Below are 15347 nucleotides of genomic sequence, written 5' to 3'. Positions count from 1 at the left end.
CAACCACAGCATGAGCACCAAGACAGCACGCGCCCGTCGAACCGGTCGCCGCAGCCCCCTGACCACCATCGCCCTCCTCGCGATCGGCCTCATCACGACGGGCGCCGCCTACTCGATGATCCAGTCGGGCAGCGCGTCGGCCGAGGTCGACCTGAAGTCCGCGCAGACCATCGACGAGGGCCAGAAGCTCTTCGGCTCCAACTGCGCGACGTGCCACGGCATGGACGCGACCGGCACCGGCGTGGCCCCGACCCTCATCGGCGTCGGCGCCGCTTCCGTCGACTTCCAGGTCGGCACCGGCCGCATGCCGCTGCAGGGCACCACCGTCCAGGCGCCGGAGAAGCCCGCGCAGTTCACCGACACCCAGGTCAAGCAGCTCGCGGCGTACGTCGCCTCCCTGGCCCCCGGCCCGGCCATCCCCGACGGCCAGTACCTCGACGGCAAGGGCGACGCGGCGAACGGCGCGGAGCTCTTCCGCATCAACTGCGCCATGTGCCACAACGTGGCCGCGGCCGGCGGCGCCCTCACCGAGGGCAAGTTCGCCCCCAGCCTCGAGGGCGTGGCCCCGGTCCACATCTACGAGGCGATGGTCACGGGCCCGCAGAACATGCCGGTCTTCAACGACACGAACATCTCCCCCGAGGACAAGCGCGACATCATCACGTCGCTGCAGTACATCCAGGAGAACAGCACGGTCGGCGGCGCGAACCTCGGCGGGCTCGGCCCGGTGTCCGAGGGTCTCTTCATGTGGATCTTCGGCCTCGGCGGCATCGTCGCCCTGACCGTGTGGCTCACGGCGAAGTCCAACTGACGCCCGCATCGATGACCCGCACCAGAACTCAGGAGAGGCACGCACATGGCACACGACGATAAGGACGAGTCGGCCGTCGTCCCCGCGGGCTCCGACGCCGGCGAGCTCGAGCCGGCCGGTCGCGACGTCGTCCTCGCCGGCGGCACCGCCGTCGCCACGCGCGACGGCTTCCAGAACCCCGGCTTCCCGGAGCACCGCCTCCGCGTCACCGACAAGGACCCGAAGAAGGCGAAGACGGCCGAACGCGTCGTCTACACCTGGTTCTACCTGTCCATCGTGGGCAGCGTGTTCGCGATCGGCGCCTACTTCGGCTTCCCGATCTACGCGGACGACCCGGGCAGCGTGCGGCTGAACAACCTCTTCCTCGGCGTCGGCATCGCCCTCGCGCTCCTGAGCCTCGGCATCGGCGCCATCCACTGGTCCAAGGCGCTCATGAGCGACCACGAGCTGATCGACGAGCGCCACCCGCAGGGCGGCTCGCCCGCCACGCAGGCGCGCGCCGTGGAGATCTTCGCCCAGGCGAACGAGGAGTCCGGCTTCGGTCGTCGCTCCCTCATCCGCAACAGCCTGATCGGCGCCCTCGTCGCCTTCCCGCTGCCGGCCGTGATCCTGTTCCGCGACCTGTACCCGGGCAGCGCCGAGGAGCCCGCTTCCGCTCTGAGCCACACGCTGTGGAAGAAGGGCGAGGTCCTCACCCGCGATCCCTCCGGCACGCCCATCAAGGCCTCGGACGTCACGATCGGGTCCGCGTTCCACGTCATCCCCGCCTCCCTGATGGAGCTCGAGGAGGGCAAGCTCGAGGAGAAGGCCAAGGCCGCGGTGCTGCTCATGCGCCTCCGCCCCGAGGACCTCGTCGAGGCTCCGGAGCGCAAGGGCTGGTCCTACGACGGGATCGTCGCATACTCCAAGGTCTGCACGCACGTGGGTTGCCCGGTGGCGCTCTACGAGCAGCAGACCCACCACCTGCTCTGCCCCTGCCACCAGTCCCAGTTCGACGTGACCAACCACTGCGAGGTCATCTTCGGACCGGCCAAGCGGCCCCTGCCGCAGCTGCCCATCGCCGTCAACGACGAGGGCTACCTCATTGCACAGAGTGATTTCACCGAGCCCGTAGGGGCGAGTTTCTGGGAGCGTCGTGGTGACTACAACAGCTGATCCGACCACGACGGGTGCCACCGCGCCCGCCGCCAAGAGCGGAGGCGGACTCACCGCCGCCGCCGCCACCTACCTCGACGAGCGCACCAGCGTCAGCGTCGCCGTCAAGGAGTTCGGGCGGAAGATCTTCCCCGACCACTGGTCCTTCATGCTCGGCGAGGTGGCGCTCTACAGCTTCGTCGTCATCCTGCTCACCGGCACGTGGCTGACCTTCTTCTTCAACCCGTCGATGGCGGAGACGCACTACGCCGGCTCGTACGCGCCCCTCAAGGGCGTCGAGATGTCCGTGGCCATGTCGTCGTCGCTGGACATCTCGTTCGACATCCGCGGCGGACTGCTCATGCGGCAGATCCACCACTGGGCGGCCCTGCTGTTCGTGGCCTCGATCGGCCTGCACATGCTGCGCATCTACTTCACGGGTGCGTTCCGCAAGCCGCGCGAGCTCAACTGGTTCATCGGCTTCGTGCTCTTCATCCTCGCGATGGCCGAGGGCTTCACGGGCTACTCCCTCCCCGACGACCTGCTCTCCGGCAACGGCCTGCGCATCATCGACGGCATGGTGAAGGGCATCCCGGTCATCGGCACCTGGATCTCCTTCCTCCTCTTCGGCGGGGAGTTCCCGGGCACGCACATCATCCCGAGGCTCTACACGCTGCACATCCTGCTGCTGCCGGCGATCCTCGTGGCGTTCCTGGCGCTCCACCTCCTCTTCGTGGTCGTGCACAAGCACACCCAGTTCGCCGGCCCCGGCCGCACGAACGAGAACGTGGTCGGCGTTCCGGTGCTCCCCACGTTCGCCGCGAAGGCCGGCGGGTTCTTCTTCGTCGTCTTCGGCGTGATCGTCGTCATGGCGTCGTTCTTCACGATCAACCCGATCTGGAACTACGGCCCCTACGACCCGTCGCCGGTGTCGGCGGGAACGCAGCCCGACTGGTACATCGGCTTCGCGGACGGCGCGCTGCGCCTCGTGCCGCCGGGGCTCGAGTTCGTGCTGTTCGACCACACGTTCTCGTTCAACATCATCCTGCCGATCACGGTCCTGGGTCTGTTCATCGTGCTCGTCGCGCTCTACCCCTTCATCGAGGCGTGGATCACGGGAGACAAGCGCGAGCACCACATCCTCGATCGCCCTCGGAACGCCCCCACGCGCACGGCGATCGGCGCAGCCGGCGTCACGTTCTACGCGGTCCTCTGGTCCGCGGCGAGCTCCGACCTCATCGCCACGCACTTCAAGGTGTCGATGGAGGGCGTCATCCACACGCTCCAGGCGCTGCTGATCCTCGGACCGGTCATCGCCTACCAGGTCGCGAAGCGCATCTGCCTGGCGCTCATGAAGAAGGACCGCGAGATCGCCCTCCACGGCGTCGAGTCCGGCCGCATCGTGAAGCTGCCCGGGGGTGAGTTCATCGAGGTGCACGAGCAGCTGGACGAGTACGAGCGCTGGCGCCTGGTGAGCTTCGACGACTACAAGCCGCTCATGATCCGCCCGGACAGCCGTGGACGCATCACGGTCAACCAGCGGGCCCGTGCGGCGCTGTCCAAGTGGTTTTTCGAGGACCGGATCTCCCCGGTCACCACGAAGGACGTGGAGCGCAGCCACGGAGACCACCACTAGGCTTCACCCCGTCCGCGTCGACCAGCGGACGCCGTTCGAGAGCCGGTCCGGCGCCATGCCGGGCCGGCTCTCGCACGTTCACCTGTCGCGTCCGCCATCCGCTCGAGGAGCACCCGTGGATCTCGTCCGGCTCGCATCGTGGCTCCGCTGCCCCACCTGCGGTGCGGACCTCGGCGCCGTCCCGCCGCTCGTGCTGCGGTGCCACCGCGGTCACGCCGTCGACGTCAACAAGCGCGGATACGCCACCCTGCTCGCGCCGGGTACCCGTGTCACCGGCGACTCGGCCGGCATGCTCGCGGCGCGCGACGCGTTCCTCGAGCGCGGTCACTACGCACCGCTCGTCGAGGAGCTGATCCACGCGATCGTCGCAGCCACGCGCGGTGACGGGGAGATGCTGGCGGGTGCCATGCCGGCGGAGACCGAGGGACTCCGCGTCCTCGACGCGGGATGTGGCACGGGCCACTACCTCCACCGCGTCCTCGACCGGTTCCCCCGCTCCATCGGCCTCGCAGCCGACCTCTCCCCCGCCGCCGTCGCCATCGCCGTACGCGGGAGACCTGACGTCGATGGCCTCGTGACCGACACGTGGGCGGCGCTTCCCGTGCGCGACGGAGCGGTCGACGTCATCCTCGACGTCTTCGCGCCGCGGAACCTGCCCGAGTTCCACCGGGCGCTCTCCGTCGGCGGGCACGTCGCCATCGTCGCCGCCGGCCCGGAGCACCTCTCCGAGCTCCGCGCAGAGGGACGAGCCGTGGGCGTCCAGGAGGACAAGCGCGAGCGGATCCTCGAGGCAGCCGCACCGCTCTTCGTCAGCGTGTCAGAGTCGCGGGTGCACCGCGTGCTGGAGCTGTCGGGCACGGATGTCCAGTCGCTTCTGGGCATGGGACCCTCCGCCCACCACCAGGACGGCGCGCATCAGCTCGCGCCGCCCTCCCCCATCGACGGGACGGCAGAGCCTGACGCCACGGGCCGGCGCGTCACGATCGACGTCATGATCCACGTCCTCCGGCGGCGCGAGCTGCACGCCCCGGCCTGATCCGAGGGCAGCCGTTCCTCCGGATCCCCCGGCGTGCCCGGACGAGGGGGCAGGGCTTCTCCTGCAGCGCGCGCCCCCGGACATCCGCCGGCCTGACGCGGCTCCCGCGGGCCGCTCACGCCGCCGCCTGCGGCGCGGCATCAGCGTGCCATCCGCCCGCGCAGGGCCACGTTCCCCCGCGTCAGGGGTGGCTCCCCGGTCCGCCTGCGGCACGTGATGCCTGCCCGGGCACGGAGCAAAGCCCGACGGCCGGACTCGTCGGCGAAAGCCGGTGGCGGGGCCGCCGGCGCCCCTCCTCCGCAGCCGTAGCCGTCGCCCATCCGCAGACGTCGGTCAGGCGTCCGCGGGGACCTGTGCGGGTGCATGTCGGCGGATACCCGAGCGCTCACAACCGGCCGGCACGCCCTCCCACCTGGACCCGGCCACCGCGCTCCTCGGTCTCGCGACCCGGTGCGCACCGTGCGCGTCGCCGCCCTCCTCTCCACCCCGTCGCACCCGCGAACGCACGGATGCCCGGCCACCTCAGGGGCCGGGCATCCGTGACGGACTACCGAGCGTCTAGCGCAGGAGCTTCTTGTAGAACTCCGCCGTGCGCTCGTAGCCCAGGCGCTTGTAGAACTCGCCGGCCCGACGCGTGCTCATGGTGATCTGCCCGACACCGCGATCCCCGCACAGTCGCTCCACCGCGCGGACCAGGGCAGACCCCGAGCCGGCGCTGCGCGACGTGGAGTCCACCACCAGCTCCTCGAGATGCGCGCTGAGACCACCCGCGTAGAGGAGCCTCGACACCACCAGGTAGGCGTAGCCCACGACCTCGCCCCCGTCCTCCGCGACGAGGAGCACGTCGCGGCCCACATCCTTGTTGGCACGCAGGATGTGGAAGAACGTGACGTCGAAGTCGTCGCGCGTCGCCGGGGCGTTGATCATGTCGAGCTGCTGGCACAGCGCGAACACCGCATCGCCGTCCGAGGCCTGGGCATGCCGGATGTCGACCATCGGATCAGCGCGCGAAGTAGCCGCGGTAGTACTCGTAGGTCCAGCCCACGAGCGCGATGATCGCGAGCCCACCGCCGATGATGGCGATCCAGATGCCCACGGCGAGGCCGAGGAACACCGAAGCGGCGCCCGCCGCCAGGATCACGGGCCACCAGCTCCAGGGGCTGAAGAAGCCGAGCTCCGGGTCGCCGTCGTCGACGTTGGCGTCGCTGCGGTCCTCGGGGAGCTCGCCGTTCTGCGCGGCGTAGAGGCGGGCCACGAAGAAGCCGATGAACGCGGCCAGGACGCCCGAGAGGGCGATGGCCAGCGTGCCGACCCACTCGACCGTGCCCTGGTCGATGAGGTGCCAGGTCGTATAGGCGGCCGCGGCGACCACGAAGAAGGCCGCGAGGACGTAGAAGAGGTTCCTATTGGCGCGCACGTCACTTCACCTTGTCGCTGGAGATGTCGTAGGTCGCGGCATCGGGAGCGTCCTTGGCCGGACCGATTCCCACGGGGATGCCCGCCTCGGGGTGGTTCAGGTCGAAGGCCGGGGCCTCGGAGCGGATCCGCGGGATCGACGTGAAGTTGTGTCGGGGCGGCGGGCACGACGTCGCCCACTCGAGCGAGCGGCCGTAGCCCCACGGGTCGTTGACCGTGACCTTGGGCGCGGTGCGCGCGGTGATCCAGACGTTCAGGAAGAACGGGATCATCGACAGCGCGAGGATGCCGGCGCCGATCGTGGACAGCTGGTTCATCCACGTGAAGTCGTCCTCGGGCTGGTACGTCGCGTAACGACGCGGCATGCCCATGACGCCCAGCCAGTGCTGGATGAGGAACGTGGTGTGGAAGCCGATGAACAGCAGCCAGAAGTGGACCTTGCCGAGACGCTCGTTGAGCATCTTGCCCGTCCACTTCGGCCACCAGAAGTAGAAGCCGGAGAACATGGCGAACACGACGGTGCCGAACACCACGTAGTGGAAGTGCGCCACGACGAAGTACGTGTCGGACACGTGGAAGTCCAGCGGGGGCGACGCCAGGATGACGCCGGTCAGGCCGCCGAACGTGAAGGTGATGAGGAAGCCGATCGCCCAGAGCATGGGCGTCTCGAACGTGACCGAGCCGCGCCACATGGTGCCGATCCAGTTGAAGATCTTCACGCCGGTGGGGACCGCGATGAGCATGGTCATGAGCGAGAAGAACGGGAGGAGGACGGAACCCGTGACGTACATGTGGTGCGCCCAGACCGTGACCGAGAGGGCCGCGATGGAGATGGTCGCGTAGACGAGCGTCTTGTACCCGAAGATCGGCTTGCGGCTGAACACCGGGAAGACCTCGGACACGATGCCGAAGAACGGCAGCGCGATGATGTAGACCTCGGGGTGCCCGAAGAACCAGAAGAGGTGCTGCCAGAGGATGGCGCCGCCGTTGGCGGGGTCGTAGATGTGCGCGTCGAATATGCGGTCGGCGCCGAGGCCGAAGAGCGCGGCGGCGAGCACCGGGAAGGCCATCAGCACGAGGATCGACGTCACGAGGATGTTCCACGTGAAGATCGGCATGCGGAACATGGTCATGCCGGGGGCGCGCATCGTGATGATGGTCGTCACGAAGTTGACCGCGCCGAGGATGGTGCCGAATCCGCTGAGCGCGAGCCCCATCACCCAGAGATTGCCTCCCAGACCTGGCGAGAACGTCGTGCTCGACAATGGCGCGTACGCGAACCAGCCGAACGAGGCAGCGCCCGCGGGGGTGAGGAAGCCGGCGACCGCGATGAGCGAGCCGAAGTTGAACAGCCAGTACGCGAACGCGTTGAGGCGCGGGAACGCGACGTCCGGAGCGCCGATCTGGAGCGGCATGAGCACGTTGGCGAAGCCGGCGAACAGCGGCGTCGCGAACATGAGCAGCATGATCGTGCCGTGCATGGTGAAGAGCTGGTTGTACTGCTCCTTCGTCTCCACCACGTGCAGGCCCGGCTCGAAGAGCTGCGCGCGGATCACGAGGGCCATGACGCCGCCGAGGCAGAAGTAGAGGAACGAGGTGATCAGGTACAGGTACCCGATCGTCTTGTGGTCGGTGGAGGTGATCCAGTTGACCACGACGTTCCCACGACGCTCGGCCTTGCCGGAACCGTCGAGGACCTTCGCCTGACCCGCGGGGATCGCGGTGGGACGATTCAGTGTCGATGTCACGATGTGTGCCCTACTTCTCGGACGACTCGGTGGTGGCCGGCACGTCCGTGCCGGGGAGGTTCTGCAGGCGGTCGTAGTCCTTGCCGAGGTCGCCCGCGAATCCAGCCGCCTTCTGGCTCTCGATGTAGGCGTTGTAGTCCTCGATGGACACGACCTTCACCTGGAACAGCATGAGGGAGTGGTATTCACCGCAGAGCTCGGCGCACTTGCCGTTGTACGTGCCGATCTTCTCCGGGATGAACGTCATGTAGTTCGTCTTGCCGGAGATGAGGTCCTTCTTGTAGAGGAAGTCCACCACCCAGAAGGAGTGCAGCGTGTCGCGGGTGTTGAGCTCGAGCTCGACCTTGGTGTTGACCGGCAGGTAGAGCGTGGGGAGCTTGTCCTTGTCGATGGAGCCCTGGGGGCCGGTCGGGTCGTCGACCGCCTGGACGCCCTGCTCGTAGGCACCGCCCTCGAGCGCCTGGCCCGCCTCGGTCTCGCCGCCCTTGTAGTTGAAGTCCCAGGCCCACTGCTTGCCGAAGACCTGGACCTTGACCTCGGGCTTGTCGAAGCGCGCCTCGATCGCGGCCTGGTCCTTGGCGGTGAACGCGAAGAACCCGAGCACGAGGATCAGCGGCACGATCGTGTAGAAGATCTCGATCGGCATGTTGTAGCGCATCTGCACCGGCAGGCCGGTCTGGCCCTTGCGGCGACGGTAGACGACCGCGGCCCAGATGGTGAGGCCCCAGGTGAGGACGCCGACGGCGAGGAGGACGATCCAGGCGGTGACCCAGAGGCCGATGACCGAGTCGACGTGGTTGGTCGTGCCCGGTTCCGTCGGCAGGAAGCCCTGGAGCTGCTGCTGCGTGCACCCTGCGAGGAGTACCGAGATGCCCAGGGCGACGGGGATCGTCAGCCAACGTTGACGGCGAGTGAAGCGCACGTGCAGACCCTTCGAAGAACCGGATGTGACGGGTTCCACACTACGCGACAGGGAGCCGCCCGAAGGACGACTCCCTGCTCGAGGCCCGTGTTTCCGGGCCCAGATCCGCTTACCGTTCCGTGTGTCAGTGGAACGAGTCACCGCACGCGCACGAGCCGCCCGCGTTCGGGTTGTCGATGGTGAAGCCCTGCTTCTGGATGGTGTCCTCGAAGTCGATGGTCGCGCCGTCGAGGTACGGGACGCTCATCTTGTCGACGATGACCTCGACGCCGTCGAAGTCGACCGTGGCGTCGCCGTCGAGCTCGCGCTCGTCGAAGTACAGCTGGTAGATGAGGCCGGAGCAGCCGCCGGGCTGGACGGCGACGCGGAGGCGGAGGTCCTCGCGGCCCTCCTGCTGGAGCAGGCTCTTGACCTTGCTCGCCGCGGTGTCCGTGAGTCCGACGCGGTGGGCCGCCTGGGCGGTCTCGGTCAGCGTGGTGTCGGTCATGAGCACTCCTCGGGTGGTGGGATCTGCGGTCGGGCGACTCCGGTGGAGTCTACGTCGTGCAACCGCGGGAGTCACCCGGGTGTTCCCGTCGGCCGGCCCTGTCCGCCACGCGCTCCGAGGACCCGTCGACGACCGTCAGGCGCGCCGGGCGATGCGCGACAGGAGGACGGCCTCGCTGAGGATCGCCCGCTGCAGCACCCCGAGGTGCTGCGACTCGTTCGGGCTGTGGGCCCGCGTGTCCGGGTCCTCGACCCCGGTCACCAGGATCTGCGCGGACGGGAACGCCTCGACGAGGTCGGCGATGAAGGGGATGGATCCGCCGATGCCCGCCTGCACGGGGGCGCGACCCCAGCCGGCCGTCATGGCGGCAGTGGCCTCGGCCATCGCCCAGCCGGTCGTGTCGACGAGGAACGGATCGCCCTGGTCGACGTCGCTGATCTCCACGTGCGCCCCGAAGGGACGGTTGCCCTGGATGTGCTCCTCGAGGGCGCGGTAGGCGTCCGCCGCCGTCTGGCCCGGGGCGATGCGCGCGCTGATGCGCACGGACACCTCCGGCAGGAGCGTGTTGCTCGCGTTGGCGACGGAGGGCGCGTCGATCCCCGTGACGGTGATGGAGGGCTGCGCCCACAGGCGCGTGAGGATCGGGCCGGTGCCGATCGGGGAGACGCCGGTCAGGAGCGCGGCCTCCTCGGCCAGGCGGGCGTCGTCGTACGCGGGGGTGTCCATCTCCGTCGAGGTGAGGCCCGCGACGGCGACGGACCCGTCCGCGTCCCAGAACGAGTCGAGGAGGCGGACGGCCGCCATCATCGCGTCGGGGACGGCGCCGCCGAACATGCCGGAGTGCGACGCGTGGTCGAGCGTGCGCACCGTGAGGCGGAAGGTGACGTTGCCACGGAGGGCGATGGTGATGGAGGGGGTGTCGACATCCCAGTTGTCGCTGTCCGCGACGACGATGACATCGGCGGCGAGGGCGTCGTGGTGCGTGGCGAGGAAGTCGGCGAAGGAGCGGGATCCGGCCTCCTCCTCCCCCTCGATGAACACGGCGAGGCCGAGCTCGAGGTCGTCGCCCTCCGCCTCGACGAGCGCGCGGATGGCCGCGACGTGGGTCATGATGCCGGCCTTGTCGTCGGAGGCGCCGCGGCCGTGCAGCCGATCGCCGCGGAGGGTGGGCTCGAAGGGCGGGGTCTCCCAGTGCTCGTCCGCTCCGGGGGGCTGCACGTCGTGGTGGGCGTAGAGGAGGACCGTGGGCTTGCCGTTCCGCGGGGCGCGCGTGGCGAGGACGGCCGGCTGCCCGTCGTCGCCCGACGGCGTCGTGGCGCGGTGGACGGAGACGTCGTCGAAGACGCCGAGCCCCGCGAGGAGGCCCGCGACGGCGTCCGCGCTGGCGACGACGTGCGTCGGGTCGAAGGCCGGCCACGACACGGAGGGGATGCGCACGAGGGCCGAGAGGTCGGCGATCGTGGTGGGCAGCCCGCCCGCGACGGCGGCGGCGAGCCGGTCGACGGCCTCCTGGTCCGGTGCGGTCACGGCGTCTGCGGAGGTGTCGGGAGGCGTCATGCAGGTAATCTTAGATTCACTCCAGGCAAGGACGAGAGACGTGGCGAAGCAGCAGACCCCCGCAGAGACCCCTTCCGAGACGAGCGTCCCGACGCCCGTCGACGGCCGCACGGCCGACGGGAAGAAGGGCCCCACCCCGACCCGTCGGGAGCGGGAGGCCGCGAACCTCCGCCCGCTCGTGCCCCAGGACCGCAAGCTGGCGGCGCAGCAGGCCAAGGAGAAGGCACGCGAGGCGCGTGCCCGGGCCAACGCCGGCATGGCCGCCGGGGACGAGCGCTACCTGCCCGTCCGCGACAAGGGCCCGCAGAAGCGGTTCGCGCGCGACGTGGTGGACGCGCGCTGGAGCGTCGGCGAGCTGCTGCTGCCCGTGATGGGCGTCGTGGTCGTGCTCACGTTCGTGCTGCCGAACCTGTCGGCCATCCCGCTGCTGTCGATCTACGTGTTCGTCATCGCCGCGATCATCGATGCCTACTTCACCGGTCGTCGCGTCCGGGCCGCGATCGTCGCCCGCGTCGGTGCCGACCGCGTCGAGCGCGGGATCCGCTGGTACACGGGCATGCGCACCATCCAGATGCGGCCGATGCGCCTGCCCAAGCCGCAGGTGAAGCGGCGCGAGGACGTCACCTTCAGCTGACCGGACGTCGTCCCGCCCGGACGGGCGGTCAGCAGGACCCGTTCAGCGTGGTCGACGCATCCGGGCGAGCCCGGCGTTGACCGACCGGGCCCAGAGCGGGCCGCGGTACAGGAACGCCGTGTACCCCTGGACGAGCGTGGCGCCCGCGTCGAGTCGCGCCTGCACGTCCTCGGCCGTGTCGACGCCGCCGACGGAGATGATGCACGCGTCGGCCGGCAGCACGCGGCGGAGGATCCGGAGGACCTCGAGCGCGCGCGGTGCGAGCGGCGCACCGGAGAGCCCGCCGGCGCCGGCCGCCTCGACCGCAGCGGCATCCGTCCGGAGATCCGCGCGAGAGAGGGTCGTGTTCGTGGCGATGACGCCCGCGAGGCCCAGCTCCGTCGCCAGACCGGCGATGCGCTCCACCTCGGCGTCCTGCAGGTCGGGCGCGATCTTGACGAGGACGGGCACGCCGTCCGCCGCGTCGCGGATGCTCGTGAGCAGCGGCCGGAGCAGCTCGATCTCCTGCAGACCGCGGAGCCCCGGCGTGTTCGGCGAGCTCACGTTGACGGCCAGGTAGTCGGCGACGGGGGCGACCAGGCGCGTGGACCGGACGTAGTCGGCCACGGCGTCCTCGACCGCCACCACACGGGTCTTGCCGATGTTGACGCCGATCAGCGGCCGGTCGCGCCGGGTCCGCAGACGACGGAGGCGATCCGCGAGGGCTGCCGCTCCCCCGTTGTTGAAGCCCATGCGGTTGATGACCGCGCGGTCCTCGATGAGCCGGAAGAGGCGGGGGCGCGGGTTGCCGGGCTGCGCCTCGGCGGTGACGGTGCCGACCTCGACGTGGCCGAAGCCGAGCTGGCCGAGGCCGAGCACGGCGTGGGCGTCCTTGTCGAAGCCCGCGGCGACGCCGAACGGGGACGGGAAGCGGAGGCCGAGCGCGTCGACCGCGAGCGCCGGATCCGGTGCGGTCAACCGCCGGGCGATCCAGCCGAGGCCGGACGACGGGAGGAGGGCGATGGCCGTGGACGCGAGGTGGTGGGCGTCCTCCGGGTCCATGCGGGACAGGACCGTGCGGAAGAGGAGGGGATACATCGGCACCAGGCTAGCGCCTGCGTGACGTGCCGCCGGGTGCCGCGGACCGCTCGGCGGCCAGGTCAGAGAGCGTCGGCGTCGGGGGTCGCGGCGTGCGCGACGCGGAGCTGCGCGATGGCCGCCTCGAAGTCGTCGAGCGAGTCGAAGCCCTGGTAGACGCTGGCGAAGCGGAGGTACGCGACCTCGTCGAGCTCGCGGAGCGGCGGCAGGATGCTCAGCCCGATGTCGTTCGCCTCGATCTGCGACGCGCCCGTGGCCCGGATCGCCTCCTCCACGCGCTGCGCGAGGACCGCGAGGTCGGTGTCGGTGACGGGACGGCCCTGGCAAGCCTTGCGGACGCCCGTGACGATCTTCTCCCGGCTGAACGGCTCGACGACGCCGTTGCGCTTGATCACGCTGAGGCTCGCGGTCTCGGTGGTGCTGAAGCGGCGGCCGCACTCGGGGCACTGCCGACGCCGGCGGATCGACAGGCCGTCGTCGCTCGTGCGGGAGTCGACGACGCGGGAGTCGGGGTGGCGGCAGAAGGGGCAGAACATCGTATGGCCAGGATACGTCAGCGGGTGAGGCGCGCCGTCACCGCGTCGCCGTGGGCGGGCAGGTCCTCGGCGCGGCTGAGCGCGACGATCATGGGCTCCGCCTCGCGCAGCGCGTCGGCGTCATAGCGCACGACCTGCTGCGGGCGCAGGAACGTGTACGCGCCGAGGCCGGAGCCGAAGCGCGCCTGGCCGCCCGTGGGGAGCACGTGGTTGGATCCCGCGAGGTAGTCGCCGAGGCTCACCGGCGAGTGCGGGCCCAGGAAGATCGCGCCGGCGCTGTGCAGGTGCGCGAGGAGCACGTCGGGGTCGGCGGTCTGCACGGAGAGGTGCTCGGGTCCGTAGGCGTCGCTGTAGCGCGCGGCCGTGGGGAGGTCGTCGACCACGAGGATGGCGGACTGCGGGCCGGTGAGCGCCTGGCCGACGCGGGCCGCGTGCGGGGTGGTGGCGGCCGACGCCTCGACCTCGGCATCGACGGCGCGCGCGAGCTCGGGCGAGTCGGTGATGAGGACGGATGCCGCCATCTCGTCGTGCTCCGCCTGGCTGACGAGGTCGGCGGCGATCAGGCGCGCGTCCGCGTGCGCGTCGGCGATCACGAGGATCTCGGTCGTGCCGGCCTCGGAGTCGATGCCGGTGACGCCGCGGACGACGCGCTTGGCGGCCGCGACGTAGATGTTGCCGGGGCCCGTGACGACGTCGACGGGCTCGAGGCCGAGATCCGGGACGCCGTGCGCGAAGGCGCCGATGGCCCCGGCGCCGCCCATGGCGTAGACCTCGTCGACGCCGAGGAGGCCCGCGGCGCCGAGGATGACGGGGTGCACGGATCCGCCGTGCGCGGCCTGCGCGGGCGACGCGAGGGCGATGCTCGCGACGCCGGCGACCTGCGCCGCGACGACGTTCATCACGACGCTCGACGGGTAGACGGCCTTGCCGCCCGGCGCGTAGAGGCCGACGCGGCGGACGGGCTGCCAGCGCTGGACGATGGTGCCGCCGGGGACGACCGTGGTGGTGGTCTCCGGCGGGACCTGCGCGGCGGAGCCCAGGCGGACACGGCGGATGGCCTCCTCGAGGGCGGCGCGGACGGCCGGATCGAGGGCGTCGACGGCCGCGGCGATGGCTCCGGCGGGGACGCGGAGCGACTCCGGACGGACCCGGTCGAGCCGCTCGGCCTGGTCGAGGAGCGCGGCGCTCCCCCGCGTGCGCACGTCGTCCACCATCTCGCGCGCCACGTCGAGCGCGACGGCCACGTCGGTGACCGGACGCGGGAGGAGGTCGAGAAGGTCGGCGGTGCTGGGCGTGGTGCCGCGGAGGTCCTGGATGCGCATCATGACTCCGGAAGTCTACCGATCGGGCGTCGGGCGGATCCGGCGGCTAGCGTCTCCTGGCATGGACGCGCACCCCGCCACCACGCTCGCCGAGGCCGCAGGCCAGGCCGCCTTCCGCGCCGCGTTCCGGCGCCATGCCGCCGGCGTCGCGGTCGTCACGGCGCGCGACGCCCAGGGCTCCCCCGTGGGATTCACGGCGACGTCGCTCGCCTCCGTCTCCGCGGATCCGCCGCTCGCGAGCTTCAGCCTGGCCCGTACGGCGTCGAGCGCCGCCGCCATCGCGACCGCCGACCACGTCGCGATCCACGTGCTCGGCGCCCGCGACCGGCACCTCGCGGAGCGGCTCAGCGGGCCGGCGTCCGAGCGGTTCGCCGGCGACCACTGGTCCGCCGGCCCGCACGGCCTGCCCGTGCTCGCGGGCGGGACGGCGCTCCTCGTCGCCCGGATCGTCGAGCGGGTGCACGTGCACGACGCGATCGTGGTGATCGTGCGCATCGAGGACGGCGGGGCGGGCGTCGACGACGAGCCGCTCGTCTACCACGCCCGCCGCTACCTGCGGCCGGGCGACGAGGCCTGAGCGACGGCTCCCCCGGCCCCGACATCCGGGGACGGGACCCCGCGGATCAGCCCAGGCAGTTCGGCCCGAGCAGCGACTTCAGCTCGCCGTAGAGGTCCGCGCTCACCGTGACCGGGAACGGGATCTCGAACACCCGCCCCGTGTCGCCCTTCACGAGCTGCAGCCGCACCTCGGTGTCGCCCGAGTGGCGGATGAGGACGTCGTTGAGGCCCATCACGGTCTCCGTCGTCGCGCGGTTCTCCGCGAGGCTGATGAGCAGCGGACCCGAGCCGAGGCTCTGCCCGAGGTCGGGCTGGAACATCGAGAAGGCGTGGATGTTCATGCCGTCGTCGCGCGTGGACACGCGGCCCCGGATCACCACGACGGTGTCGCCCTGCAGGGCCGGCGCGAACTCCTGGTACGCCTTGCCCATGAACATGCAGGTGATCTCGCCGCCGAAGTCCTCGAGCTGCAC

The 15347-nt window shown here is 70.6% G+C and carries 16 protein-coding genes; 6 read left to right on the top strand and 10 right to left on the bottom strand.

Going from position 1 to position 15347, the window contains the following annotated elements:
* Window positions 1-10 precede the first annotated feature (10 nt).
* The 4 genes from ITJ44_RS00080 (at window position 11) to ITJ44_RS00065 (ending at window position 4617) form a co-directional block, all read left to right on the top strand.
* Window positions 11-811: a c-type cytochrome gene (locus tag ITJ44_RS00080; RefSeq protein ID WP_194632784.1), complete on the top strand. Its 801-nt coding sequence runs from the start codon at window positions 11-13 to the stop codon at window positions 809-811.
* A 45-nt stretch (window positions 812-856) separates the two neighbouring features.
* On the top strand, window positions 857-1966 hold the full coding sequence (locus tag ITJ44_RS00075; RefSeq protein WP_194632783.1) for a ubiquinol-cytochrome c reductase iron-sulfur subunit: 1110 nt from the start codon (window positions 857-859) through the stop codon (window positions 1964-1966).
* Complete coding sequence (locus ITJ44_RS00070) at window positions 1947-3581, top strand: cytochrome bc complex cytochrome b subunit (protein WP_370551589.1); 1635 nt, start codon at window positions 1947-1949, stop codon at window positions 3579-3581. The genes ITJ44_RS00075 and ITJ44_RS00070 overlap by 20 nt, the downstream gene beginning before the upstream one ends.
* A 115-nt stretch (window positions 3582-3696) precedes the next feature.
* Window positions 3697-4617, top strand: a complete 921-nt coding sequence (locus tag ITJ44_RS00065; protein WP_194632781.1) for a methyltransferase domain-containing protein — start codon at window positions 3697-3699, stop codon at window positions 4615-4617.
* 558 nt (window positions 4618-5175) lie between these two features.
* On the opposite strand, the gene ITJ44_RS00060 is transcribed toward ITJ44_RS00065, so the two are convergent.
* The 6 genes from ITJ44_RS00060 to ITJ44_RS00035 all read right to left on the bottom strand — a co-directional run bounded on the left by ITJ44_RS00060 (window position 5176) and on the right by ITJ44_RS00035 (window position 10747).
* Window positions 5176-5613 (bottom strand): GNAT family N-acetyltransferase, encoded by a 438-nt coding sequence (locus ITJ44_RS00060; RefSeq protein ID WP_194632780.1) that lies wholly within the window; start codon window positions 5611-5613, stop codon window positions 5176-5178.
* 4 nt (window positions 5614-5617) lie between these two features.
* Window positions 5618-6034 (bottom strand): cytochrome c oxidase subunit 4, encoded by a 417-nt coding sequence (locus ITJ44_RS00055; protein ID WP_194632779.1) that lies wholly within the window; start codon window positions 6032-6034, stop codon window positions 5618-5620.
* Window position 6035: 1 nt separating this feature from the next.
* Entirely contained in the window at window positions 6036-7781 is a 1746-nt protein-coding gene (gene ctaD / locus ITJ44_RS00050; protein ID WP_194632778.1) for a cytochrome c oxidase subunit I, read from the bottom strand.
* A gap of 10 nt (window positions 7782-7791) precedes the next feature.
* The gene (coxB, locus tag ITJ44_RS00045) at window positions 7792-8703 is read right to left on the bottom strand and encodes a cytochrome c oxidase subunit II (protein ID WP_194632777.1); all 912 of its coding nucleotides are present in this window, start codon (window positions 8701-8703) and stop codon (window positions 7792-7794) included.
* Window positions 8704-8827: 124 nt separating this feature from the next.
* Window positions 8828-9190, bottom strand: coding sequence for an iron-sulfur cluster insertion protein ErpA (gene erpA / locus ITJ44_RS00040; RefSeq protein WP_012038530.1), 363 nt, complete (start codon window positions 9188-9190; stop codon window positions 8828-8830).
* A 135-nt stretch (window positions 9191-9325) separates the two neighbouring features.
* The gene (locus tag ITJ44_RS00035) at window positions 9326-10747 is read right to left on the bottom strand and encodes a dipeptidase (protein ID WP_194632776.1); all 1422 of its coding nucleotides are present in this window, start codon (window positions 10745-10747) and stop codon (window positions 9326-9328) included.
* 40 nt (window positions 10748-10787) lie between these two features.
* On the opposite strand from ITJ44_RS00035, the gene ITJ44_RS00030 reads away from it, so the two are divergent.
* The gene (locus ITJ44_RS00030; RefSeq protein WP_194632775.1) at window positions 10788-11381 is read left to right on the top strand and encodes a DUF3043 domain-containing protein; all 594 of its coding nucleotides are present in this window, start codon (window positions 10788-10790) and stop codon (window positions 11379-11381) included.
* Window positions 11382-11423: 42 nt separating this feature from the next.
* Here ITJ44_RS00030 and ITJ44_RS00025 read toward each other — a convergent pair whose 3' ends face one another.
* From ITJ44_RS00025 to hisD, 3 genes are all read right to left on the bottom strand, one after another.
* Window positions 11424-12458 (bottom strand): quinone-dependent dihydroorotate dehydrogenase, encoded by a 1035-nt coding sequence (locus ITJ44_RS00025; protein ID WP_194632774.1) that lies wholly within the window; start codon window positions 12456-12458, stop codon window positions 11424-11426.
* Between the two features lie 62 nt (window positions 12459-12520).
* Window positions 12521-12994, bottom strand: coding sequence for a transcriptional regulator NrdR (nrdR, locus tag ITJ44_RS00020; RefSeq protein ID WP_012298763.1), 474 nt, complete (start codon window positions 12992-12994; stop codon window positions 12521-12523).
* A gap of 17 nt (window positions 12995-13011) precedes the next feature.
* The gene (gene hisD / locus ITJ44_RS00015) at window positions 13012-14316 is read right to left on the bottom strand and encodes a histidinol dehydrogenase (RefSeq protein WP_194633994.1); all 1305 of its coding nucleotides are present in this window, start codon (window positions 14314-14316) and stop codon (window positions 13012-13014) included.
* A 61-nt stretch (window positions 14317-14377) separates the two neighbouring features.
* Between hisD and ITJ44_RS00010 the strand changes: the two genes are divergently transcribed.
* Complete coding sequence (locus tag ITJ44_RS00010; protein ID WP_194632773.1) at window positions 14378-14893, top strand: flavin reductase family protein; 516 nt, start codon at window positions 14378-14380, stop codon at window positions 14891-14893.
* A 46-nt stretch (window positions 14894-14939) separates the two neighbouring features.
* Here the strand turns inward: ITJ44_RS00010 and ITJ44_RS00005 are convergent.
* The coding region (locus ITJ44_RS00005; RefSeq protein ID WP_228494447.1) for an OB-fold nucleic acid binding domain-containing protein at window positions 14940-15347 on the bottom strand (408 nt) is incomplete at its 5' end.

Origin of the sequence: Clavibacter sp. VKM Ac-2873, from assembly GCF_015351075.1 — a bacterium.
Classification (GTDB): Bacteria; Actinomycetota; Actinomycetes; order Actinomycetales; family Microbacteriaceae; genus Clavibacter.
This window is presented reverse-complemented; position numbering and strand designations above follow the sequence as displayed.

What these genes read in the sequence shown, in the direction of transcription:
- ITJ44_RS00080 (WP_194632784.1), top strand. Translation starts at nt 11, where the DNA reads ATGAGCACCAAGACAGCACGCGCCCGTCGAACCGGTCGCCGCAGCCCC.
- ITJ44_RS00075 (WP_194632783.1), top strand. Translation starts at nt 857, where the DNA reads ATGGCACACGACGATAAGGACGAGTCGGCCGTCGTCCCCGCGGGCTCC.
- ITJ44_RS00060 (WP_194632780.1), bottom strand. Translation starts at nt 5,613, where the DNA reads ATGGTCGACATCCGGCATGCCCAGGCCTCGGACGGCGATGCGGTGTTC.
- erpA (WP_012038530.1), bottom strand. Translation starts at nt 9,190, where the DNA reads ATGACCGACACCACGCTGACCGAGACCGCCCAGGCGGCCCACCGCGTC.
- ITJ44_RS00035 (WP_194632776.1), bottom strand. Translation starts at nt 10,747, where the DNA reads ATGACGCCTCCCGACACCTCCGCAGACGCCGTGACCGCACCGGACCAG.
- ITJ44_RS00025 (WP_194632774.1), bottom strand. Translation starts at nt 12,458, where the DNA reads ATGTATCCCCTCCTCTTCCGCACGGTCCTGTCCCGCATGGACCCGGAG.
- nrdR (WP_012298763.1), bottom strand. Translation starts at nt 12,994, where the DNA reads ATGTTCTGCCCCTTCTGCCGCCACCCCGACTCCCGCGTCGTCGACTCC.
- hisD (WP_194633994.1), bottom strand. Translation starts at nt 14,316, where the DNA reads ATGCGCATCCAGGACCTCCGCGGCACCACGCCCAGCACCGCCGACCTT.
- ITJ44_RS00010 (WP_194632773.1), top strand. Translation starts at nt 14,378, where the DNA reads ATGGACGCGCACCCCGCCACCACGCTCGCCGAGGCCGCAGGCCAGGCC.